The organism is Spirochaetia bacterium 38H-sp (assembly GCA_039023545.1).
Lineage (GTDB): Bacteria > Spirochaetota > Spirochaetia > Winmispirales > Winmispiraceae > Rarispira > Rarispira pelagica.
The window spans coordinates 734,955-759,130 of the sequence record JBCHKQ010000001.1 but is presented as its reverse complement, the minus strand read 5'-3'; the positions used below and the strand labels follow the sequence as shown (position 1 = coordinate 759,130).

Genomic DNA, 24,176 nt, shown 5'->3' with positions numbered 1-24,176 from the left:
TTTTATAAAAACCTTACATAAAACTCATCAAAGCAACCTTCAGGCTCACAATAGCTTGCAATTACCCTATCAACCCTTGCAAAAGAAGGTCCTCTATACAGCCATTCTCTAAAAGAAGACAGAGCAGTTTCATCGCCTTCTGCATACAGCTCCACAGAACCATCTGGCATGTTTCTTACCCAGCCTGTAATCCCAAGCTTATCTGCCTGTATCTTACAAGAATAACGAAAGCCAACTCCCTGCACCCTGCCATGCACGGATGCAAAGAAAGCCTTTCTCATCCTCCCATAACCTCTTCTATCTTGATAAGGATATCATCATAATCAAAAGGTTTATAAACAACAGGAAAAGGCAACTCAGTATCTCCGGGAAGAAAACCCGATATAATAAGAACAGGTACAGAAGAGCAGAACTTGCTTAGAAATCTTACCCAATAGCTCCCACCCAGATTATCCATCCTGTAATCGCTTATTATAAGGTCAAAATCATAATCAGTAAGCTGTCTTATAGCACCAAGCCCATCAGAGGCAACCATAACATCATAACCTTTGTCAACGAGAAAGTCTCTTAGAGAAAGCCGTATAGAATCCTCATCCTCAACAAGAAGAAGCTTGCGGGAAACGCTCATATACGCATAACCTTTTTTATTTTTTTGTAAAGAAGATCAAAATCTATTGGCTTACCAAAGAAATCATCTGCTCCTTCTTCCAGAATTTTTTCTCTGTCATCATCGGAGTCAAGACCTGTTATGACAAAAACAATAGGAGAACCAAACTCAGAATCATTCTTTATCTGCCTACAAAGCTCATGTCCATTTAATCCGGGGAGGTCTATGTCAAGCAAAACTATATCCGGCTTATGAGATGCGAGGAGCTTGCCAGCCTCAAATCCGTTATATGCTTGCCTGATATCAAAATTCTTAAACTTTTTTATTATAAATCTATAAATAAGATTGTTTATTTCCTCATCATCATCAACGATGAGTAGCTTGTAGGTAGGGGTAGAGTTCTGATTGTCATCGTTTAGATAATCTGGTATCCTTATCTGCCTTTTTTCAAGGAATTTTAAAAGCTCATCTTTGTAGACTCTGTATTGATTACCCGGAGTTCTAAAGGCAACAAGATGCCCGTCCCGTATCCAGTTGATTACGGTCTGATTTACTACTCCGCATATCTTGGCTATCTGATTTGCAGAGAAAACTTGATTTTTGCTACTTGGGGCCATTTACATCTCCGCACGAGTAAGTAAGCAGAAGGCTGTTGTCAAGGAATATCCTCTCCATCATAGTTTATTATAAACAATATAGTCATTATGTCAATCAAAATAAAAACCCTTTAATAAAGAAAATAGTCACGGGTTATTCAAAAAAGGCGGAAGCCACCAGGCTCCGCCGTTCGGTTTATTTTATTACTTCTCTGAGTGTAAAATCAACCCAGTACAGGGAAAGTTCTTGTTTTACTTTTTCTGCAAGTTTCGCTCCAAGCTGCATTGGGTCTCCCAGTTTTTCCCAGATTTGTCTGTCCGCATCATAGCCTATCTGGAAGGCAACCGGATTGGGATAAAAATACTCTGCCCACGATAGGAATTCTTCTTTCATAGATGGGAGAGTGGAAAATCCCTGAGAGTCATTTACAAATATTATATCGCCTCTGTAGGTGGGGGGCATCCAGCGATTGTCCCAGTGTTTTAAAAAAAGGCGGTACTCGGAGTTGTAGGATTTTACCAATTCTTCCCATTGTTCTGCCTCTTTGTCACTAACCTTTCTTCCCCAGCCATCCGTACCTCCTGGCGAGAGCCACTCCACATCCACGCCAAACCCAATAACAGAGGGATGCAAAGCATATGCATCCAGTACTATTTTTATGAGTTCGCCAACATCGGCATCTCCAGGCTCAACCTGCAAAAAGACTTTTATACCGGCTTTGTCAAAGGCTGTGAGGTATTCTTCCTGGTTTCTGTTGTTAAATTTTATGTACTTTGATTGTGTTTCCAAGGGTTGCATATCCAGTGTACAGCTTGCTTTGCCTCTCAGCATGTTTACTTCTCCCAATATCCAGATAAGAGAAGGTTGCCTGCCGCCAAGCCTTTCTTGTGCCTCTTTTGATATCTTTATCCACTCCTGCGGAGAGGGGAAAGGTCTTATGCCATAACTTGATGCCCGCGCACCGGCAAGGCCAATCTTGGGTTGTTGGCTTGAGCCGGAGGTCTGACATGATGAGGTCATAAGCCCCATTACAAGTAACATGACTGCAGCAACTAGTTTCATTGTTTCTTTCCTCCTAGTGCATAATAATAAGATAGTGCAAGAAACAGCCATGCTCCGTGGGGTATCCATTGCTCTGACCAGCGCCATCTCTGCGCCATGTCGTTTGCCTCAGGCAGGGGCAGAAAAGCGATATCATCTTCATTGTAAAAGCCGCTTGTTATGCCATTACAAACGCCGCCGGGAGCATTGGGGAAACCTTCTTCGTAGCGGGGATTGTTTCTACCTCTCCCCTGCATCATGCAAACATCAAAGGGGTTGAGCCCAAGTATCCAGTAGATAAGGGATTCTGCATGTTCTCTGAGCTTCCTGATAAAAGACTCGGTAGCGACTACACTTGTAAGATTGCTCCGCATAGCCAATAATGCTGCAGACAGGGATGCAAGCCTTGCATTTTCTCCCTGCCACCAATATCCGCTTTCGTTCTTATGAGGGAAAAAGAACATAAGCCTATCATTATAATTCTCTGTCCTCACAAAGTGCAGAGGAAGCATAAAGGGATTGTCAATGGATGTAATCCGTTCAAGCTCTTTTTTTAGACATCCTACGACAAAATCTTTCATATCCTGTGAAAGAGCAGAATATTCTGCATCCTCTAAATCTTCTATCACAGAAGAAGCTCTCAAAATGGACATATACAGAAGGCCGTAATCGGAGGCATGAAAAAAAGAGCGCTCACCCTTGCTGTCAGCTTTAAACCAACCATCGGCCTGCCATCTGGACTTGAGCTTTGCATACCAGCCTTTTATCTCTGCAAGGTATTTGCTGTTTTTGCTTACAGCATAAAGCTCGGCCGCAGCAGTCAGAGCGCAGTACTCGTCTATGATGTTTTCTTCTCCTCCGTATACATATTCTGTATTTTTTTCTTTTAGGTGCTGATATCCTTTTTCTGCTGCAGCAAGATATTCTCCAGAAGAAAAATCAAGTCCTGTGCCAATTCCTGCCGCACGAGCAAGGGCAGCTATTGCCATGCCCCCGCCTTCCCTAAATCCTGCCTGATAATCCGCTGTTTTTATTCCCTTCTGGGTCTCATAAGAACATAATTCTCTCTGTGCAGGGTCATGGCTCCATCTTGCAAAGACTATCATGAAGAAGAATCCGTTAGGATGCTGCATTCTCATAAGAAAATCCGCTCCGTATAGGGCTTCTTCCTGCATGCGATTGAGAGACTCCTTTGGGTATCCTGAAGACTTGAGGATATCCAGTCCTGACAAAAGAGACCAGACAACAAGAGGAGTCTGCTGGGGACTCATATATCTTGCATATGCAAGATGTGATAGATACTTGCCGTAATCCCCTGCTGCATCATACCAGCCTCCATGGACATCGTAGGTCTCATCAGAACCATAAACAGGCAATTTCCTATCAGCAGCATCGTAGACACCGCTACAACGCTGGCCTTTGAGATAAAACACTATGTCATCCAGAGCATTTTCTGCAAACTTCTCACCTATCGTAAAGAACTCACTTCTCATACCACCAGATGAAGATATTGCAAAGCGACCAGTTTTGCAGAAAGAGCTAAAATCCACACGGGAAAAATATGCACCTTTCTTCCAGTTAGCAACTTGTACAGGCTCATCTGGGTTCATCTCATACACTTTACTTCCATCTTCGTCTATAAGAAAATAGGATTTCTCCAGTTTCTTGGGGCTTCCAAGCTCTATGACAGCAAACTTAAGACCATCCTTTATGTACCCTTCGTGTGAAATATATATACGCATAAAAACTCCTGTAAATTATATCAAGCAAATGCTCTCTATTTTTCTTTCTTCTCAATAGTATAATCAAATTTGTTGATAATAAGTCTTAACACAACCGTAAAACCGAGAATTATAAAAAACTGCAACCAGGCAACAGCACTTGCACGGCCAAAACGTCCTAGCCTAAAGCCAAGAAACATAAGATAAAAAGTTGTTGTAAGGCCTCCGTTGTCAACCCCCCCCATCCTGCTGTACTGACCTGTAAGAATAAATGGCTCATCAAAAAGCTGTAATCCATTTATTGTAGAAATAGATAGAGCAAAAAAGATAACAGGCAAAAGCAGAGGAATGGTTATCTTTAGATGCTGCTGCCATACATTTGCTCCATCCATATGAGCGGATTCGTATAACTCAGAAGGAATAGCCTGCAAGCCTGCAAGATACAAAATAGTGTAAAAACCTATATACTTCCAGTTAAGAATGATAGAAACAGTAGCCTTTATCCCGGGACTGGAAGACAACCAGTGTATCTCAGGAAGTCCAAACCATGTTTCCATGATATAATTGACAAAACCAAACTTCTCATCAAAAAGCATAGAAAAAATAATTGTAACAACAACCGCACTGGTTATATTGGGGATAAAATAAATGGTTTTGAGAACATCCCTCCCTTTAACAAACTTCTGGTTAAGCATAATGGCTAGAGGAAGAGCAAAAAGATGCTGGACATAAGAACCAGTAAAAAGCAGTAAAATCGTATTATAGACAGAACGGCCAAAGTATGGGTCCTTGGTAAAATACCTTATATAATTGGCAAAACCCACAAATTTTTCTGGCCCGGATGGAGTCCATTTGAAAAAAGAAAGTACTATGGAATAAAATAGCGGGAAAATACCAAAAACAGCAAAAAGTATAAAAAAGGGAGCCACATAAAAATAGGGCGTCAACTTTGTAAAGTTTATTTTTTTCATAACACAACTCCTATCCTTTGAGGCTTCCCTCTGTTATCCCTGCTATAATCTGTTTGGAGAAAAAAAGCAAAACAATGATAAGTGGTATCAGAGCTATCGCATTACCAACCATCAGGGCACCGTAACCACCACTTGTTTTGCTAAAAAGCTTTGCAAGGACAACAGGAAAAGTAGTCAATTTTTCGTCGGGAAGCATGATGTATGCAAATAAAAAAGTATTCCAGGAACCTATAAACGTAAGAATACCAAGAACAGAAATACCGCTCTTTGCAAGAGGAAAGATAATCTTGAGCAATATACCAAACTCACTCATCCCGTCTATACGTGCAGCATCCATAAGGTCTATGGGAACAGCAGGCTTGATATACTGGGTCATAAGAAAGATTCCAAAGGCATTGGCCATCCCTGGGATTATCATGGGCAGCCAGGTATTATACCATCCAAGAACATTGATAATCTTAAAAAAAGGCACGATACTTAGCGAGCCTGGAATCATATAAGTAAGAAGCATCAGACTAAAAAGAGTTTTCTTTCCTTTAAGCTCATACAATGCAAAAGCAGCACCACCCATAGTGCAGAAAAAGATTATTGTCACTGTTGCAAGGGTTGCGATAGCAGCACTGTTAAAGAGATTTCTGTAAAAATCAACCTGCTCAAAGAGTGCATGATAATTATCAACAAAAGCAGGGCCAGGCAAAAGATGCGGCGGCCAGACAAATATATTATCATTTGGCCATGATGCAAGAACAAAAACATAATAAAAGGGAAAGGCAAAAGCCAAAGCCAACAGAACTAGCACAATATAGGTAAGGATTCTACCTGGCTTTAGCAGGGAAAACTCTCCTCCACTATTCCTTCTACTTGCAAGCACAGCACTATCTGTCATATCCATACATTCCTCCGTAAGAGGGGCAGCCAAAATCAGGCTGCCCGCAAAACTTAATCCATAAGAGCTTCTATGTTCTGCTTAGCAGACTCATAAGCCTCTTCTACTGTCATGGTACCTGCTATTACATTGGCAACAACATTCTGCCATATGCCCCGTGCAGCCTGGTCATATTCTCCGGGATTGAGCACAGGAATCTGCTTTGCAACGTCTGCAGCAACTTTGTGCGCTGCCTGTCCACCAAAATACTCTACAGACTCGCCCATTATGGGAGAATCATAGAGAGACTTGAGAACAGGAAATGCCCCTATCTCTTTGAGATGTCTTCCCTGAGCAGACTCCATGGTAGTGAGAAACTTTATTACCTCCCATGCAGCAGCCTGATTCTCAACAGAAGTCTGAGAGGGGACACCGAGATAAGTTCCACCAGCATTAACCTTGGCATTTCCCGGCAGATAAGTTACACGCCATTTGCCAGAAAGGTCGGGAGCCATCCAGCTGTTGAGAGAACCTTCAAACCATGCACCTTCCATACGTGCAACAACAGTGCCGTTGCCATATGCAGCAGCCCACGGGTCGCTCCACTCTTCTAGATTTGCACAAACACCGGCATCCGCAGCCTCTTTTACAAGATTAAGGAGTTCTATAAATTTCTCCCTGGGCTCCATAACTCTACCCTGCTCATCCACCCAGCAGCCTACACCGTTGTTGAGAGGAATAAGAGAAAACTCAAGAGCATTTGCAAAAAGAAAGCGGTCCATCTCGCCATCACCATTTGTATCTTTTACAACCTTTTTGCCTATCTCAATAAAATCACGATAAGAAGAGAGATTTTCAAAGCTCACTCCAACCTCATCTGCAACATCCTTACGATAGAAGAGAACAACAGGAGAAGTATCAACAGGAACAGCAATAAGTCTTCCATCCTTAGTGCCATTATTGATACCATATGCAACAATCTTATCCGTAACAGACGCCGCATTAAAAGGCTCCGCATACAAATCAACAAAACCACCCTTAAGCTGTCCCAAGAAGCCCTCATCAATAGCTTCTATATCACATGCGCCCTCACCAGCTGCAATAACAGAAACCAGTCTGTCATGATGACCGTCCCAATCACCTTCTACAACTTCAAGATTGATGTTGGGATACATCTTTTTAAACTCATCGGATACCCAATCCTTAGGATAAGAAGTAGAAAGATCCGGAAAAAGACCTATACGCAAATCGTAGATCTTCTCCGGATCAAAAGGAAGGACAGAGCCGGAAGAACCTTCTGCCTGAGGTCCTGCAAACAAGTAAACAGAACACAGCAAAAGAACAATAAAAAAAGCAACAAACCTCTTCATAGGATCACCTCTTTTAACGTTAAAATAAAATACCGTAATACATACGGGATACTAAAACAGGAGCGCAGCCTGTTTTAACGTTAAAATATTAACACGATTTTTTTACACATGCAAGCTTTTTTTTTAACAATCTTAGTTCGAACGGCTTTGCCGTGCAAAAACAAGAAGCGCAGAGCCATAAACACGGCAAAGCCTGCCTGCGGCAGAAGTACAAACAGCACAGGATATGGACAGGACATATCTGCTTAAAAATTATTGCTCACAAAACTAGTCATATTCTACAAATCAAACAGAGAACACACAACGTATTTATCTACAGCATACATACACCCCACTACCGTACTCAGGGACATAAGTACCGCGACCATGGCAGGACTGAGAATAATCCCCAAGGAAGCCAAAACTCCGGCAGCAAGAGGAATGGCAAGTACATTATACCCAGTTGCCCAGAGCAGATTTTGGACCATTTTCCTGTATGCAGCTTTAGCAAGAGTAAAGATAGATGCAACATCAGAAGGATTACTTCTGACCAGAATTACATCAGCTGTCTCCACAGCTGCGTCCGTTCCTGCCCTGATAGCTATACCAACATCCGCAGTAGCCAGTGCAGGAGCATCATTTACTCAATCTCTCACCATCACAATTCTTAGCCCTCTTTTTTAAGAACCTCCACCTTGAGTGCCCTGGAGACCTTCTCTACAACTTCATCAAATCAACCTTTTATTTCTATTGGAAAATAATGAGTCATTTCTCACCTTTTAAAACTATTACTAGTTATAAAGTATAGTCTATATGAAAAAATACTTTTAATAAAAATTTTAAGATATATGATTGCAACAAAAACTGTAGAGATAGATTTACAAAAAGATCTTTTTATTGTGAATGATAATCTACTTAAGTTATTTCATAGTGTAGAGAATTTTAGCTATAATTATTTTATCAAAACCTGATTTCTTATTATGATAGCTATGTTTTTGGGACTTATCTTCTTACGCCTGGTGGCAGCACTGACCGCGCAGCGGGCTGTGCGTTCGGTATCAGGTTTTTATTATTTCTTCTATATTGTTTTTATCATCCATAAGAGCCACTGTAGGATGCCAGTTTTCTGCCTCTTCCGGGCTTATGCTTGCATATGAGACTATTATCACGCGATCGCCAGGCTCGGCAAGGCGGGCTGCCGCTCCGTTGATGCATATTTCGCCTTTTTTTCCGTCTATTATGTAGGTCGTAAAACGAGCCCCGTTGTTGATGTTAAAGACATCAACTTTCTCGTGCGGGAAGAAGCCGGCTTTTCTGTACAGCTCAGGGTCTATGGAGATTGAGCCGTGGTAGTCTATCCGTGTTTCTGTCACTGTTGCTTTGTGTATTTTGGATTTTAAGACTTCTATTCTCATCTCGTCCTCACAGTTGTTTTTCTATTTCCCAGTCAGTTATCATGTCTAGAAGCTGCTCAGCAAGTTGCGTATTGCTGTCAACAGACACAGGTTCTTCGCCTTTTTTCCAGATGTGAGCGCGTACACCCATGTTTTCTATTTCTTCTATGTCATTGTGTACCACAAGGTCAGCACCACTGTCCATTATTCTTGCAACAGAAATGGCTATCTCGTCTTTTCCCGCACCGCTTGTAAGCTTAAAGCCTATAAGAAGGCTGTCCGGTGCCCAGTGCTTGATGCGTGCTATAAGCTTGTCAGTGGGTTCGAGCTTTAGCCAAAGGATCTTTCCTGAATCCAGTTTTTTTTGCATGCCTTCCGGCATAAGCTCAAGTTTGACGACCCCGCCATGTTCAGTAGTCCTGCCTGTTTCTCTAAAGACGCCTGCTGGCTTGTAGTCGCTTACAGCAGCAGCATGTATTACAACATCATAATGAGATTTTGTGAGTTCTTTTTCCATTTCAGAAGCAAGATTATCAAAGCCGGAAAACCTTATAAGGCGCACACCTACAGGCAGTCTCTCTGCCACACCTATCATAGCAGTAACCTCATGCCCTGCAGAGCTCAGTGTTTCTGCTATCACACTGGATGTTGTGCCTGACGAGCGGTTAACTATGGCCCGTATATCATCTATGTACTCCTTACAGCCTCCACCTGTTACAAGAATCTTCACAATTCCTCCTTTATCCGGAAAAACATATCCTCTGGCTCCGCAAGCCTGCCGGTCCCAACAGTACCACAGGCAAGCACACCCTCTACGGGAGAAAAAATCTTAACCCCCCATTCTTCCAAAATCTTCATATTTCTTTGAGTGGCAGGATGTAGAAACATCTGAGTATTCATAGCAGGGGCAAGCCATACAGGTTTTTTAAAATTATTGGCAAGAAAAATGGCACCGAAGATATCATCAGCAAAGCCCGCAGCCATCCGCGCAATACAGTTGGCACTTGCGGGATATACAAGCAACAAGTCAGCCCAATCCTGAGCAAGACTTATGTGCGGGATAAAATCCGGTTTACCACCAAAGGTGTCAGTAATAACAGGTCGTCTCGTAAGTCCCTCAAAAGTGGCCTCGCCTATAAATTTGAGAGCCGACTCAGTAGCAGTCACCTGCACCCCATAACCTGACTTTACAAGCATAGAAGCAAGAGCTGCCGCCTTGTAGCAGGCAATGGAGCCCGTCATATGTATAAGAATATTTTTTTTATTCTCAGAAGCATCGCTCATAACTACTCCTCAAAACTCTCTGACAAGGAAGGAAAAGCCCCTGACTGCACATCATCTACATAGCGATTGACAGCATCCCTGAGCTCTGCACCAAGCTCCGCATAACGCCTCACAAACCTGAGCGGTTTATCCGACACAAACGCCGCAAGATCATATAATACAAGCACCTGACCATCCGTATCTGGTCCTGCACCAATCCCTATAGTGGGAACCCTAATTTCTTTTGTCACAGCCTTTGCAAGAGGAGAAGGAATGCACTCCAGAACAATAGAAAAAACACCCAAATCCTGCAAAACATGAGCACCCTCAAGAATATGACGCCTAGAAGCCTCATCCCGTCCCTGGACCTTAAAACCGCCAAAGACATGATAAAACTGAGGAGTAAGCCCCAAATGTCCCATAACAGGAATCCCCGCAGAAATAACAGCTGCAATCGCATCCTCATAACCACGGTAGCCCTCAACCTTGACAGCATCCGCACCTGCACGCACAAGCGCACCCGCCGCCCTAACCGCCTCCGCAGCACCCTGCTGCACAGACAAAAACGGCATATCTGCAACAATCATCTTATCAGGGGCACCGCGACGTACAGCCTCTGTATGCCTCGCCATCATCTCCACAGTAGCATGTACAGTAGTATCATAACCGTAAACGACCATAGCAAGACTATCACCAACAAGGAGACAATCCACATCCGTATCATTGAGCAACCGAGCAAAAGACGCATCATAGCAAGTCAACATAGAAAGCTTTCTCTTATTCTTAGCAGAAATAAAACCACGTACAGTCACAAACCCTCCAAAAACACTAACACTAATATAACAAAGCAAAAAAATAGAATAAAGCACAATAAACAATACCGAACGGCCTTACCGCAGCAAGCTGCGGACGGCCTGCCTCCGGCAAAAGCAAAAATCAAAAAAAGGAAACAGCAACTTCCAATATTTTACAAGAAAATCGTAAAAAGATTAATAAAGAAAACAAAAAAACTTGACTTATATGCAAAACAGCACTAACATATCAAATAGACTGACCGTCGGTCGAGAGAAAAAAAATGACAACAAAAGAAAAAATAATAAACACAGCCACCAACCTATTCTTAACAAAAGGCTACGACACAGTATCCATAGAAGAAATCATAAGAAACACAGGCATAGCAAAAGGCACATTTTATCATCACTTTAAATCAAAAGAAGAACTTCTAGAAACAATAGTAGAACTTATGGCAGAAGAAAGCCTGCAGCAGTTAAAACAAATATTGGAAGACGACAGCCTAAGCATACTGGAAAAAACAAAAAGAATAACCAACAAGGCAACACAATACAAGCTGGACAGACTCCCCGTAATAATAGAAACACTAAAAACTTGGCTAAACCCTGCAAGTCTCACAATGAGGAAAAAACTGGAAGAATTGACATACAAAAAAACCCTGCCTTTTTATAAAGAATACATAATACAAGGACAAAAAGAAGGAACATTTGACATAGGCAGGATGAATCCAAGCAACGCAGCAAGATTTATCATAACACTATCCCTTGCAATCACCACTGAAGTAGCAGAATATCTACTTGGTCTGGCAAAAAACCCTGAGTACGAGCAAAAACTAATAGAACTCATGGACAGCTATCAGTATGCATACGAGCGCATACTGGGACTGCAGGAAGGCAGTCTAGACTTTAGGACGGATGAGTTTATATCCGCCGCAAAAAAATATCTTGTACAAGGAGAAAAACATGGCAATAGCTGAGGCAAAAGGCATAAAGAAAGAATACCACACAGGAGAAACCGTAGTAAAAGCTCTCAAGGGAGTCAGCATAGCAATAGAAGCCGGAGAGTTTGTATCTATTGCAGGACCATCCGGCTCGGGCAAGACAACAATACTCAACATACTGGGCACACTTGATTCGGCAGACGAAGGAGAGCTCAAGATAGACGGTGTAGACGTATCTACCATGGACAAAAGACAGAGAGCACTTTTTAGAAGAGAGAAAATAGGCTTTGTTTTCCAGACATTCAACCTTATCCCAGTACTTACAGCATACGAAAACATAGCCTTTTCCCTTGACCTGCTCAACCTGCCCGACAAAGAAATAAAAGAAAGAACAATGAAGATACTAAAAGACGTAGGGTTAGAAGGCATGGAAAACAGAAAACCCTCCCAATTATCAGGAGGCCAGCAGCAGAGAGTAGCAGTAGCACGGGCACTTGTAAAAAACCCCATCCTCGTATTGGCAGACGAACCTACCGCTAACCTGGATTCTGCAACAGGAGAAGCAATAATAGACCTCATGCAAAACCTCAACCAAAAATATGGCACAACCTTCATATTTTCCACACACGACCCCATGGTCATGGAACATGCAAGCAGACTGATAATGCTGCATGACGGCCTTGTACAGAGCGATACACGGAGGTAAATATGAAAATAAAAAAAATAATATTGCTTTCTTTTAAGAACCTCACACGATACACAAGAAGAACAATAATAACCGCATCTGCCATAGCAGTGGGAATACTTATATTTATCGTTGCAGACTCCATCCTAAAAGGAGCAGAAGTAGAATCACAGAGAAACCTAATAGAGTACGAGACAGGAGCCGCCAGAGTATACACAGAGAATTATTGGGCAGAGAGAGAAAAGCTCCCTCTAAAAGAATCCATAGAAAATCCGCAAGCACTAATAAAAGAGCTACAAGAACAGGGATTCAGAGCAACCACAAGAACAGAATTCATAGGAGACATAGTAGTATATAAGGACCCATATCCGGAGAACGGCTCTATGCAGGTAAGGATAATAGCAATAGACCCGGATAAAGACACAAAGGTATTTAGCCTCAACAAAAACATAACAGAAGGTTCATGGCTATCCAATTCCGAAGAAGAAGACGGCATAATAATGGGAGCATGGCTTGCAGAAGATATAGGAGCAAAAGTCGGCTACCCCATAACAATATCTACAAGAACCAAGTACGGAGCCAGCCAGACCCTGGACCTTGTGGTAAAAGGAATAGTAAACACCAACAACCCGGTAATAAACAGAACAGGTATCTACATACCCAAGAAAATAGCAGATCGAGACCTGGAGATGGGAGAAAGCGCAGCAGCAATCATAATAAACTTCTCGGAGCTGGCAAACCAGGAAAAAGAAACAAAAAGATTAAAAAACTATATAACAGAAAAGCATCCAAATCTGCATGTTGCCACATGGCAAGAACTTGCTCCCAGCTTTGTATCTCTCGCACAAGCAAAACAGGGGGGCACCAAGGTTGTCCTAATCTTCCTCTTTGTAATAGCAGCGGTAGGAATATCAAACACAATGCTAATGTCCATATATGAGAGATTCAGAGAGATAGGAATGATGAGAGCTATGGGAATGAGCAACAAACAGATAGGGCTATCCTTTATTATAGAAGCAGCAGGGATAGGACTAATAGGCGCTGCAATAGGAGTACTCATAAGCATACCAACCAACATATGGCTGGTAAATTACGGCATTGACTACAGCTTTCTGACAAGAAAGATGGACATAGGCTACAGAGTTGCAGGTGCATTTAAAGGCACATGGGATATAACAAGCTTTATACAAGCATTCTTTATGGGAAGCATACTTGCAACAGTAGTCGCAATATTTCCAGTACGCAGAGCATTTAAAAAAAGCATTGTGGACTGCTTGCGCTATCAATAGGAGGACTTATGAAAATAAGGGAAATAGCATGGAGAAACATATTTAGAAATAAAAGAAGAAGTGTATTGTCCGTTGCAGCAATAGCGATAGCTTCCATGTCGATAGTCCTTCTTTTTGGCCTGATTGACTGGTTTAAAACCGATATGAGAGACAACCTCTTTAGATTTTTCACAGGACAAATAAGGGTAAGACATGTGGACTTTGACAAGTACGAACATCTCTCGCCACTTCATCTTAAGATAGAGAATGCAAACAAACTTGTAGAAAAAATAGAAAAAATAGACGGAGTAAAGGCTGCTGCCGCAAGAATAGCCTTTCCTGCCATGGTAAAACAAAACGATGAGCTTACAGCTACATACGGAAAAGCAATAGACATGGACAGAGAAAAAAACATAGCAAAGCTTCAGGAATCCATTATAGAAGGTAGACTCCCTCAAAGCGGCAAGAAAGAAATAGCCATTGGCCCTGTCCTAGCAAAAAATCTGGCAAAAAAAGTAGGAGATAAAATCACTCTGCTTGCAAGAACAGCAAGTTACGCAAGCAATGCCATGACATTTACTATAACAGGAATCATAAAACCAGCTTTCTCCGGAATGGAAAAAGGCTTTTTTATCCCCCTGGACACAGGACAGTACTTTTTGAGGATGAGAAAACCCACGGATACAGCATATAAAGGAGCATCAGAGATAATAATACTGCTCAAAGAAAAGATAAAAGAAGACAGCATAATCCCAGAAATAGAAAATCTCATAAAGCAGGGAGAGTACGGCAGTGTAAAAGCTACAAAATGGGAAGACATTCCCACCCTCTATTCCATAATAGGTATGGCAGAACAGGTATACAACTTTATTGGCATACTATTCCTTGTTTTAGGCAGCACAGTCATAATCAACACAACAATGATGGTCATATATGAGAGAATGAAAGAAATAGGAACCATGAGTGCTCTGGGTATGGAAGGCAAACAGCTTGTGAGACTCTTTTTTGCAGAGGCATTTTATCTTGCTATAATAGGCTCCGTAATAGGCGTAGCCCTTGGAGCAATAGCTTCCATACCCCTGAGCTCATATGGCATAGATTACAGCGAAGTCTTTGCAGGAATGGACTGGCCAATATCCACAATAATATACATAACACCCAATACCAAGACATACATCCAGGTATTTGTATTCTCAGTTGCAGTTGCATCCCTTGCATCATTCTTCCCTTCAAGAAAAGCAGCTAAGCTAGACCCCATACATGCACTCAGGACTATATAGGAGGAACCATGAAACACAAAAATATCTTTTATTTTGCACTCTTTTTTATTGCTTCTTTTTCTGTTGCAGCAATAACACCACAGGATATCCTAGAAAAAATGGAAGAAAACCAGACCTTTTCCACATATAAAGCAAAAGGAAAAATGATAATAGAAGACAGATTTGGAAAACGCGAAAAAACATTTATAGTCTATGCAAGAGGAGAAGGAGAAACACTTCTTGAGTTTACAAGCCTTGATGAAGAAGGCCAGAAGATACTCAGAACAAAAGACGAAATATATCTCTATTATCCAGATGCAGAAGAACTCATAAGGCTGCAAGGCTCCGCACTTAGAGATTCCATTGCCGGCTCCGATATATCTTACGAAGACCTTACAGGAGGTAAAGACCTCCTTGATAAGTTTAACGCCACCATAGAAGGAGAAGAAGAATATAACGGCAGAACATGCTATATCCTCAGCCTCAAAGCCAAGAAAAACAATGTGGCATATCCCATGCAAAAAATACTGGTAGATAAAGAACGATTTGTCGGGCTCAAAGCCCAATACTTTGCCCTATCAGGAAAACTCTTAAAAGAAGTGGAAATAAAGGAAATAAAAGAAATAAAAGGACATTATATTCCTACTCACTACATCTTCCGCGACGTCCTAAAAAAAGAATCTTCTACAGAATTTTTTTCCTCTGACATAGAAGTTGATATAAAACTGGATGACGATTTGTTCTCGCTGGAGGAACTCACATGGTAAAACAGAAAGTAGCAGGAGGAGCACTATTGCTCCTCTTTTGCTTTTTTTTATCCGCAGAAGAAAGTCACAAAATAATACTGGACAGCTCTGTCTTTGGTATACGGCTTGCGGATTCGGACTGGGGACTATTTTCCACATCTTCCGGTGAGATTGACTTCTCCTCACGAGGCAATAAAGATGTAAAAGCCCGCTTTGCAATAAAAGCAGAAAGCGGTCAACTTGTATCCACCAATCCAGTCACATATGAACAAAACCTCACTGGTCAGCCAATAAGCAGCATTTCCATCCACTACGCCTATATCAAAGCAAAAATCCCCGTAACAGAAGAATACGACATCCGTATATCAGCAGGAAAAAACGCCATAAGCTGGGGAAGCGGAGCACTCTTTAACTCCGGCAACACGGCCTTTTCCTCCATATCACAATCCTCAAATCTTCTTGCAGTGGGAACATCAGTAAGAGAAGACACAGCCTGGTACCAATCCCTGTATTTACCACTGAGCAAATACAGTTTTATAGAACAACTTCTGATAATACCAGAAAAAGGCATGGACAGCTCACACTCTCCCGCAACAATCTTCCCATCACCAGAAAAAAGCATCCCTGCAATCAGAACCTACTTCAAGCTCGGACAACTGTCTACAGAACTTTCTTATTTATACAATCCCTCAGAAAAAACCCACACCCCGGCCATTACCCTGCAGGGAAATCTACTGGGCGACATATACATAAGCGCATCAACATCAGTAAAAGATGACTCCATACAACTATACAACAACCTTGCCATCTCCTGCGGAATATTTTTTCTTAACCCCATAGAAATAGGAGAAACCATCTCCCTAAGACTGGAAGCACTAATAATCCCATCTGCAAGCTGGCAAGAAGAGACCTACAACGCAGGCAGCACAAAATACGGGCTACAAATCTACCAAGAAGCCATAATAGCCCCCACAGACAGACTCAGCTTTATACTTCGCTCCATAACAAGCCCCATAGACCTCTCCGCACTCATAATAACAGGCACAGACTTTAACCTGTCTCAGAACCTACACATCTATGCTTTCTTCTCCGCCCAAGCAGGGGAAAAATCAGACACATACTCCATCGACAAACCCGCAGGCATAGGCCTTGCGGCAGGACTACGCTATACATTCTAAAATCATATACCGAACGTCGGGAGCGCACCTATAAAGTAAAAAGACGCGCTCCCTCCTGCCTGCGGCATATATATACGGCAGAAAACAAGGCTTCCTCCCTGCAAAAAACGCAGAATCTCAAACTTATCAACAGCCCATATGGGTTAAGCAATTACCAAACAATAAAATACTACAGGCCGCCCCTCGTACGCACAACAACACATCTTCTCTCAGTCAAGAGGAAATCCTCCTCCCCCCTGTCCTTTTCTGGATATTGCAGCAGATGCGATTCTGTCAGCAAGCCTGGATATTGGAAGGCTCTGCAGATAGACAAGACCAGGACCAGTCAGTGTTGTGAGGAAAAGCCCTTCTCCCCCAAAAAGAGCGTTCTTAAAACCGCTTACAAACCTGATATCATAGTCAACACCAGGTTGCATGGCAACAACACATCCGGTATCAACCCTGAGGGTTTCTCCGCTTGCAAGCTCTTTTTTTATGATAGTGCCGCCAGCATGGACAAAAGCAAGTCCATCTCCAGAAAGTTTCTGCAATATAAAACCCTCGCCTCCAAAAAAGCCTGCACCTAGCCTCTTGGTAAAAACAACATCTATGTCTACGCCGTATGCTGAGCAAAGATAGGAATCCTTTTGACAGATGAAGCTTCCTCCAAACTGTGCAAGGTCAAGAGCTACAACCTTTCCCGGATATGGAGCAGCAAAAGCTACTTTTTTTATTTTATTACTCTCATTGATAAAATTAGTGATAAAAAAGCTTTCTCCCGTCAGCATCCTTTTGAAACCGCCCCAAATTCCTCCGTCCATTTTAGTCTGCATGACAATCCCCTCATCCATGTACATCATTGCGCCGGCCTCCGCTCTTACAGCTTCTCCCGGATCAAGGGTAATCTCAACAATCTGCATGTCATCCCCAAAGATCTCATAATCTATTATATCTGCCATTTTTCCCTCCATAAAGGCAGTATACAGTATTATTATTAAAAGTAAAGCGTATGTATTTTTCTAGTGTATGCCGCAGGCAGGCGTAAAGCGCCTTTTCTTTTATTTTTTCTGTTTGGTGCGCTTTACGCCGTTCGGTTTTTTGTTTTTTGCTTGTATTTCTGTGTCCTTGAGGTTTAAACTTATTGGTATGATTAAGGCTATTGCAAGGGTTATCGTGGCTTTTAATACCAATGTAAAAAAAGAACAGATTGCTCTGGGCGCAGCATGGGGGCTTATGCTGGGACTTGTGCCTACGGGTAATCTGCTGTGGGTTTTGCTGCTTGTTGTTGCTGTATTCATCAGACAGCACCACGGGATGCTGGTGCTCTTTATTTTTGTTGGAAGACTGCTCGCTGCTCTTATTGTGCCTGTTGTGGATGCAATAGGATTTGCTGTTCTTACTGCACCTTTGCTTTATGATTTTTGGACGTTTTTGTACAATCTTCCGCTCATACCACTTAGCAATTTTAATAATACTCTGGTTTTGGGAGGATTTATTCTGTCAATTGCAATGTTTTTGCCTGTCTTTTTTGTAGTCAGGGGTTTTGTTCCGTTCTATAGGATGCGTGTTGTGCCTGCCATAATAGAAAGCAAGTTCTACAAGGCTCTTATCAGGATTCCTGTTGTTGCAAAGCTCAGAGCAGCTGTGTCTGTTTTTTCGCGTTTTGCGGGTGTGTAGGAGAAGTGTGTGACAAGGATCAAGGGTTTTAAAAAGCCTCTGAAAGTAGAGGTTCTGCAGAAAAAGTTTTTACGCTTTCTTGAGATAGATAAGGACAGGGATTTTTTCAGGTCGTGCTTTGTAGAGAGTGAGGGTGGTTTTGTAGTGCGGCAAGATCTAGACAAGGATGATATAAGGCGGTTTAACAGGCTTGCAAAGGAGATAAAGTCCAATCGCGGGATTGTAAATCTAGTGCCTATTGTTGTTATTTCCATTTTACTGGCTTTTGCTCTGGTGTTTTCTATTTTTTTACTTAATCTCTATGCAGAGAAGCTTACAGAGCAAGCTTTATCAGCGGCTTTTTCTGCTGACGCTGATGTGGAAGGCATGAGAATAGGGCTTTTTTCCGGCTCGGTTGATATAGGTCATGTTGCTGTTGGGGACAAAGAGAAAATGGGTAAAAACCTCTTTGAGTTATATGGTGTAAGGCTGAATGTTGATATGGTAAATGCTCTAAGAGGAAAACTTGTTATACAGAATCTTGGCTGGGATAAACTGTTTTTTGACACTCCAAGAAAAGAGTCAACAGCTTTACATGATACAGAAAAGAAAGAGCTTCCTTTGGATATACAAGAATCAGTTGGCACAGAAAACAGACAGAAGGAGCCGAGTTTCATAACTTTTGATCCGGATAAGATAATAAAACGCAAAAAAGAACAGCTTATAAGCATAAAAAAAGCAGAAGAGCTTAAAACAGAAAAAGAAAAGCTGTCCAAGCTTACGGAAAAGAAAACAAGAGAACTGGAAGCTAAAATAATGGATATTGAGAATAAAACCGGCAAGATATTAGAGAAAGACATAAATACAATAAAAATACAGGATATACCAGCAGAGCTTAAAACGATATCTGAGCTTGGCAAAGAAACGCAATCTTTATACAACACATATGATAAATCTTATAGAGAAATAAAAGCCCAAGCGGATACTGTGACACAATTATCCGGAGAACTTGCAATAGCTGCGGATAAGGATAAAAATTTTCTTGTGTCCGCTTTTGATATAGAAGGCGGAGGCGCAAGGGACTTTTTTGAACCTGTTTTTTACGGGATGCTTTCCGATAAAGCGGCAGAGTATCTAAGATACGGACAGAGGTTTTTGAGCCTTGTATCCGGCATAAAGAAAAAACCTGGAAAAGCAAAAGAAAACAGGAATAAATATAAGGGCAGAGTCGTAGACTTCCCATCTGCAAGAATGCCGGATTTTCTACTAAGGCTAGCGCAGGGCTCTGCTGATTTTGATACAGGCAGACTTAAGCTTAGCATAAAAAACATTTCCAGTGAGCCTGTCCTTATAGCAAAACCTGCAAGTCTGGACTTATCTTTTTCCGGAGATTTTGATGCCCGCGTTTATGCAGAGATAAGGATAGATGATATAGGTTACAATTATACAGCCGAGTTTAGCATAAAAAACATGCCTACTAATACACCGACTCTTTCTGCTGATATCGACGCGGACTTATATATGGAAGGAAATGCAGAAGAGGTTCGTATCACAGGGGACATATCGACAAAAAAGCTTTCTTCTAAACAGGGAGGAATACTTTCTGCAATAATAGACGCCATAGAAAACAGTAATAGAGCACCTGTTTTTAATGTAAGTTACAAAAAGAACAGGTTGTACCAGGATTTCTCCATAGAATCAGATATCTGGGATATTATTTCTGATTCCTCTTTTCTTTCATCTCTTACAAGCAATAAGGATATAAAGAGAAAGCTGTCTGAGGAGCTGGATAAACTCATAATCAATATTGCAGGCGAGGATACAAAAAATTATGTTTCCAGTATTATCGGGGATTTTCCCGGTTATAAAGAGAGGCTGGATAGCGTAAAACAAGAGCTGGATAATAGAAAAAAAGTGCTAGAAGACAGGCTCAGGCAAAGTACAGAAGAGGCAACGGATACCATCAAGGAAAAAGCAGATAAAGCAAGTCAGAGCATTAAGGATGCAGCCAACAGTCTTCTGGGAAGGTAAAAAAACAGAACGCAGCAGAACAATCAGATAAAAAAATGCCTCATCAAAATCATATCTGTAGTATAAAAAATATTTGCTATTTTGTTGTAAATAGTTATTGCATATTATAAAAAAGTTAAATATTTTCATTTTATAATGTGAGAGGTAATTATGGATGTAATATTTAAACCCAAATTTTTTACTCTGTTAAAAAATGGAATACAGAAAAGACAAGTCATCACTGATATATTTGCAGGAATAGTAGTAGGGATTGTTGCCCTACCTCTTGCTATAGCCTTTGCAGTTGCTTCCGGTTTATCTCCAGAAAAAGGACTAATAACAGCGATTATAGCGGGTTTCATAATATCTCTTTTGGGAGGCAGCAGGGTTCAGATAGGAGGGCCTACAGGAGCTTTTGTAATAATAGTAGCAAACATAGCACAAAAATATGGAATAGAAGGCTTAATAATATCAACAATTATTGCAGGCATATTCTTGATTCTCTTTGGAGTCCTTAAACTAGGTTCTCTATTAAAATATTTTCCTTATCCTCTTGTAGTAGGATTTACAAGCGCAATAGCAATAATAATATTCTCAACTCAGATACGAGATGCGTTGGGACTTACTTTATCACAAGTACCCTCTGATTTTTACGGCAAATGGAAAACTTACCTCGCCAATCTTGATAAAATAAACTTGTATTCTCTGATAATAACAATAACAACTATAATAATAGTAACCATATCAAACAAACTTATAAAGAAGATCCCCGGCTCTTTTATAGCAATAATTACAATAACACCATTTGTAAGTTTATTCAAAATCAATGTGCCAACTATAGAGACATTCTTTGGCTCCATTCCTAAAAACATCCAATTAACCATCCCACATATAAACTTTATAGAAATACACAATTTTATAGGTCCAGCAATAACTATTGCTCTTCTTGGCGCAATAGAATCTTTGCTTTCCGCAGTAGTTGCAGATGGAATGATAAGCGGCAGACATAGATCAAATACAGAACTGATTGCTCAAGGAATAGCAAACATAGTAACACCACTTTTGGGCGGTATACCAGCAACAGGAGCAATAGCAAGAACAGCAACAAACATAAAGAATGGGGGGCGTACTCCTATATCAGGCATGGTACATTCTATAGTCCTTCTTATTATAATGCTTTTATTTGGTGATTATGCAAAATTGATACCTATGTCCTGTCTTGCGGGGATACTCATGGTTGTGGCCTACAATATGAGCGAATGGAAATCCTTCGTTTCAATACTTAAGGGGCCCGCTTATGATTCTCTAATTCTCCTTACCACCTTTTTTATTACAATATTGTTTGATCTATCATTGGCAATTCAAACAGGGATAATACTATCAGCCCTGATATTTATGAAAAGAATGGCAGACATAAGCGAAAAGCAAATAGAGCCGATAATCGACTCCGATATAATTGAGAGCTATTCTTCCCTTCCTCAAGGTATAAGTGTATATGAAATAAGTGGACCTTTTTTCTTTGCCTCGGCAAGACAATATTCAGAGACAATCCAAGAAATAGGGTTAAAATGCAGAGTACTTATAATTAGGATGAGACATGTATCTTTTATTGATACGACAGGTTTACACAATCTAGAAAAAGCTTTAAAAGTCCTAAAGATGGAAAAAATTGTCGTTATCCTCTCAGGAATAAATCAAAAGGTAAGGAAAAGCATAATCGAATATGGTCTTACAAAAAGTTTAATAGATGAATCACATATTGCAGAGAATTTTAGCGAGGCTGTAAAGAAAGCACAAGAAATCCTCGTCGATATAGAGAACTAATGATATAATTCTGTCACATAGGAAGGATAACTTCCTATGTGACATATCAGTTATTTTAAAATTCCTATGCGGGCTTCTGCAGATCTAAGAATAGCCTTTAGCATATCAGAGTATGAGAGTCCGTCTATTGCAGCAGCTTTTGCGAGATGGCCGTCCCAGCACCATCCTGGATTGGGATTGATTTCAAGTAGTCTAGGAAGTCCATTGCTGTCCAATCTCCAATCTAGCCTCACATAATCCCTTATCATTACCCTGCGCGATAATAAAAGACTCCATTCTACTATCATCTCTTCTATTTCACTTGGCAATTCTGCCTTCTTACTTTTTATTTTCCAATACGGAGAATCAGGACACCATTTTGCTTCATAGCCACAGACCCTAGGTAAATGCTCTGGAACAGCAGAATAATCCTCCTCTATTATTGGGAGTATCCTATACTCACCGTCATATTGCCCTATTATCCCGATAGTAAGATCTTTTCCAGGTAAGAATTCCTCAAGAAGAAGCGGTTTGTCGTAACCAAATTCCTTTCTTATTTTATGGACAACCGATAATAAGTCTTTCTCATTGTTGACAACACTGTCTGACCAGATTCCAAAACTGGAATCTCCATAATTGGGTTTTATTATTATTGGATAGGAGATATCAAGTCCTATTTCTACTATTCCAGCAGGGATTACATACCCATCTGCTATGGGGATTCCCATATCTCTTGCTATACCTCTTATTATGGATTTGTCATAACATATAGCAAGTGTGTGTGGAGGAGAACCTGTATATGGAATATCAAGAGCCTCCAGCATGGCAGGCACATGCAATTCTTTAAAAGGATCATTATGAAAACCCTCATCACAAAGGTTAAAGACATAGCCTATATTAGGTTTCATCTTTATCAGATTCTGAAACATTTTTTCATGGTCATCTATAAATACAAAATCTCTGCCGTTAAAATCAGAAAGAGCCTTCTTTAATTCCTCTATGGTTTTTATATCATCTTCATCAAAAACATGATCAGGCTTTATTATATCTGTTTTTCTGGGGTCTCCCAATAATACAGGTATAAGAATAGATTTTTTCTGTTTCCTTCTTACAGGAGTCCATTCTTTATTAGATATGGCTCTTATTATCAATCTTCTAGCCATCATGCCTAGATCTTGGTTCCTTGCAGAAGAAGTATCAAGATTTTCTATTAATTCTATATTTGAAAATCCACTTTTCTTTAATAAATCGATGAGTTTTTCTGCTGTATATAATCTCTCTGAATAGACCTGATCCGCAATTACACCTTTTTCTACATTTGTTATAACTTCTCTGCATATCAATCTACTTTTATCAGAATCAAGTACACGCTCTCTGCATACAAACATTTTTTTATCAATCCACTCCCACGATCTTTGTTCATAATTCTTTGCTATATATTCTCCATCTGCAACGTCAAGAATAAATATACCTTGCGGTTTTAGAACTTTAAATGCTTGTCTAAGAACTTCAAGATCTTCTTCTTCGCTCTCAAAATAACCAAAACTGTTACCGAGTATTGTTACAACATCAAAGGAATCAGCTCTGTATGGTAACTTCCTAGCATCACCTTCTCTAAAATAGACTTGTAGATTTTCTTTCTCTGCATTTGCTTTTGCTCTTTTTATAAGATATCTTGAGCGATCAATTCCATTTACATTTTCAAAACCTCTCCTGGAAAATTCAAGACAATGTCGCCCCTGTCCACAACATATATCCAGAATATTTTTACGTTTATCCTCAGGTATAATAGAAGAAAATACATCCACTTCTCTTTTGGTTATGTTTTCATCACATACAACATCTCCATCGGTTTTTAGATAAAGACTTCCAAAAAGAGATCTCCACCAATCCGGATTGAGATATGCCCTAAGGTCATCAATAGGTCCCAGACAGTTTTGTGCTTTATGTGAGACTCTTGTTTTCTTTTTTTGATTGTTTTCTGTTTTCATTTTTAGTCCTAAATTAAATAAACAATTACATAGGTCTTTCAAATATGCTATATATACCTTT

Annotated in this window: 24 protein-coding genes; 9 read left to right on the top strand and 15 right to left on the bottom strand. The window is 40.7% G+C overall.

Features of this window, described 5'->3' with window-relative positions:
• Positions 1–2: 2 nt before the first annotated feature.
• The 13 genes from WKV44_03265 to panB form a co-directional block, all read right to left on the bottom strand.
• Entirely contained in the window at positions 3–281 is a 279-nt protein-coding gene (locus WKV44_03265; protein ID MEM5947557.1) for an acylphosphatase, read from the bottom strand.
• Positions 278–628: a response regulator gene (locus WKV44_03260; protein MEM5947556.1), complete on the bottom strand. Its 351-nt coding sequence runs from the start codon at positions 626–628 to the stop codon at positions 278–280. The genes WKV44_03265 and WKV44_03260 overlap by 4 nt, the downstream gene beginning before the upstream one ends.
• Positions 625–1,224, bottom strand: a complete 600-nt coding sequence (locus WKV44_03255) for a response regulator (protein MEM5947555.1) — start codon at positions 1,222–1,224, stop codon at positions 625–627. The genes WKV44_03260 and WKV44_03255 overlap by 4 nt, the downstream gene beginning before the upstream one ends.
• A gap of 175 nt (positions 1,225–1,399) precedes the next feature.
• A complete protein-coding gene (locus WKV44_03250; protein ID MEM5947554.1) occupies positions 1,400–2,266 on the bottom strand; it encodes a hypothetical protein in 867 nt (288 codons plus the stop codon).
• Positions 2,263–3,987 carry a glycoside hydrolase family 9 protein gene (locus WKV44_03245; protein MEM5947553.1) on the bottom strand — a complete coding sequence of 575 codons (1,725 nt, stop codon included), beginning with the start codon at positions 3,985–3,987 and terminating at the stop codon, positions 2,263–2,265. The genes WKV44_03250 and WKV44_03245 overlap by 4 nt, the downstream gene beginning before the upstream one ends.
• A 35-nt stretch (positions 3,988–4,022) precedes the next feature.
• On the bottom strand, positions 4,023–4,937 hold the full coding sequence (locus WKV44_03240; protein ID MEM5947552.1) for a sugar ABC transporter permease: 915 nt from the start codon (positions 4,935–4,937) through the stop codon (positions 4,023–4,025).
• 10 nt (positions 4,938–4,947) lie between these two features.
• The gene (locus tag WKV44_03235; GenBank protein MEM5947551.1) at positions 4,948–5,829 is read right to left on the bottom strand and encodes a carbohydrate ABC transporter permease; all 882 of its coding nucleotides are present in this window, start codon (positions 5,827–5,829) and stop codon (positions 4,948–4,950) included.
• Positions 5,830–5,876: 47 nt separating this feature from the next.
• Positions 5,877–7,172, bottom strand: a complete 1,296-nt coding sequence (locus tag WKV44_03230; protein MEM5947550.1) for an extracellular solute-binding protein — start codon at positions 7,170–7,172, stop codon at positions 5,877–5,879.
• A 278-nt stretch (positions 7,173–7,450) separates the two neighbouring features.
• The gene (locus WKV44_03225) at positions 7,451–7,726 is read right to left on the bottom strand and encodes a hypothetical protein (protein ID MEM5947549.1); all 276 of its coding nucleotides are present in this window, start codon (positions 7,724–7,726) and stop codon (positions 7,451–7,453) included.
• A 483-nt stretch (positions 7,727–8,209) separates the two neighbouring features.
• Positions 8,210–8,566, bottom strand: coding sequence for an aspartate 1-decarboxylase (gene panD / locus WKV44_03220; GenBank protein ID MEM5947548.1), 357 nt, complete (start codon positions 8,564–8,566; stop codon positions 8,210–8,212).
• 7 nt (positions 8,567–8,573) lie between these two features.
• A complete protein-coding gene (locus tag WKV44_03215) occupies positions 8,574–9,275 on the bottom strand; it encodes a phosphopantothenoylcysteine decarboxylase (protein MEM5947547.1) in 702 nt (233 codons plus the stop codon).
• Entirely contained in the window at positions 9,272–9,829 is a 558-nt protein-coding gene (locus WKV44_03210; GenBank protein ID MEM5947546.1) for a flavoprotein, read from the bottom strand. Before WKV44_03210 ends, WKV44_03215 begins: the two co-directional genes overlap by 4 nt.
• A 2-nt stretch (positions 9,830–9,831) precedes the next feature.
• Positions 9,832–10,620: a 3-methyl-2-oxobutanoate hydroxymethyltransferase gene (gene panB / locus WKV44_03205; GenBank protein ID MEM5947545.1), complete on the bottom strand. Its 789-nt coding sequence runs from the start codon at positions 10,618–10,620 to the stop codon at positions 9,832–9,834.
• Positions 10,621–10,883: 263 nt separating this feature from the next.
• Between panB and WKV44_03200 the strand changes: the two genes are divergently transcribed.
• From WKV44_03200 to WKV44_03175, 6 genes are read left to right on the top strand one after another with little or no spacing between them, the layout of a single operon-like run.
• Positions 10,884–11,576 (top strand): TetR/AcrR family transcriptional regulator, encoded by a 693-nt coding sequence (locus WKV44_03200; protein MEM5947544.1) that lies wholly within the window; start codon positions 10,884–10,886, stop codon positions 11,574–11,576.
• Positions 11,563–12,246: an ABC transporter ATP-binding protein gene (locus WKV44_03195; GenBank protein MEM5947543.1), complete on the top strand. Its 684-nt coding sequence runs from the start codon at positions 11,563–11,565 to the stop codon at positions 12,244–12,246. The genes WKV44_03200 and WKV44_03195 overlap by 14 nt, the downstream gene beginning before the upstream one ends.
• A gap of 2 nt (positions 12,247–12,248) precedes the next feature.
• Positions 12,249–13,514: an FtsX-like permease family protein gene (locus WKV44_03190; GenBank protein MEM5947542.1), complete on the top strand. Its 1,266-nt coding sequence runs from the start codon at positions 12,249–12,251 to the stop codon at positions 13,512–13,514.
• Positions 13,515–13,522: 8 nt separating this feature from the next.
• Positions 13,523–14,773, top strand: a complete 1,251-nt coding sequence (locus WKV44_03185) for an FtsX-like permease family protein (protein ID MEM5947541.1) — start codon at positions 13,523–13,525, stop codon at positions 14,771–14,773.
• Positions 14,774–14,781: 8 nt separating this feature from the next.
• Positions 14,782–15,519, top strand: a complete 738-nt coding sequence (locus tag WKV44_03180) for an outer membrane lipoprotein-sorting protein (GenBank protein MEM5947540.1) — start codon at positions 14,782–14,784, stop codon at positions 15,517–15,519.
• Positions 15,513–16,676, top strand: coding sequence for a hypothetical protein (locus tag WKV44_03175; protein MEM5947539.1), 1,164 nt, complete (start codon positions 15,513–15,515; stop codon positions 16,674–16,676). Before WKV44_03180 ends, WKV44_03175 begins: the two co-directional genes overlap by 7 nt.
• Before the next feature lie 209 nt (positions 16,677–16,885).
• Here the strand turns inward: WKV44_03175 and WKV44_03170 are convergent, their stop codons facing one another.
• Complete coding sequence (locus WKV44_03170) at positions 16,886–17,614, bottom strand: TIGR00266 family protein (GenBank protein ID MEM5947538.1); 729 nt, start codon at positions 17,612–17,614, stop codon at positions 16,886–16,888.
• Between the two features lie 187 nt (positions 17,615–17,801).
• Here WKV44_03170 and WKV44_03165 point away from each other — a divergent pair, with 187 nt between their 5' ends.
• The 3 genes from WKV44_03165 to WKV44_03155 all read left to right on the top strand — a co-directional run bounded on the left by WKV44_03165 (position 17,802) and on the right by WKV44_03155 (position 22,145).
• On the top strand, positions 17,802–18,332 hold the full coding sequence (locus WKV44_03165) for a TIGR03546 family protein (GenBank protein MEM5947537.1): 531 nt from the start codon (positions 17,802–17,804) through the stop codon (positions 18,330–18,332).
• 9 nt (positions 18,333–18,341) lie between these two features.
• Positions 18,342–20,342, top strand: coding sequence for a hypothetical protein (locus WKV44_03160; GenBank protein ID MEM5947536.1), 2,001 nt, complete (start codon positions 18,342–18,344; stop codon positions 20,340–20,342).
• A 150-nt stretch (positions 20,343–20,492) separates the two neighbouring features.
• Positions 20,493–22,145 (top strand): SulP family inorganic anion transporter, encoded by a 1,653-nt coding sequence (locus WKV44_03155; GenBank protein MEM5947535.1) that lies wholly within the window; start codon positions 20,493–20,495, stop codon positions 22,143–22,145.
• Between the two features lie 50 nt (positions 22,146–22,195).
• On the opposite strand, the gene WKV44_03150 is transcribed toward WKV44_03155, so the two are convergent.
• Entirely contained in the window at positions 22,196–24,115 is a 1,920-nt protein-coding gene (locus WKV44_03150) for a methyltransferase domain-containing protein (protein ID MEM5947534.1), read from the bottom strand.
• Positions 24,116–24,176: the final 61 nt, after the last annotated feature.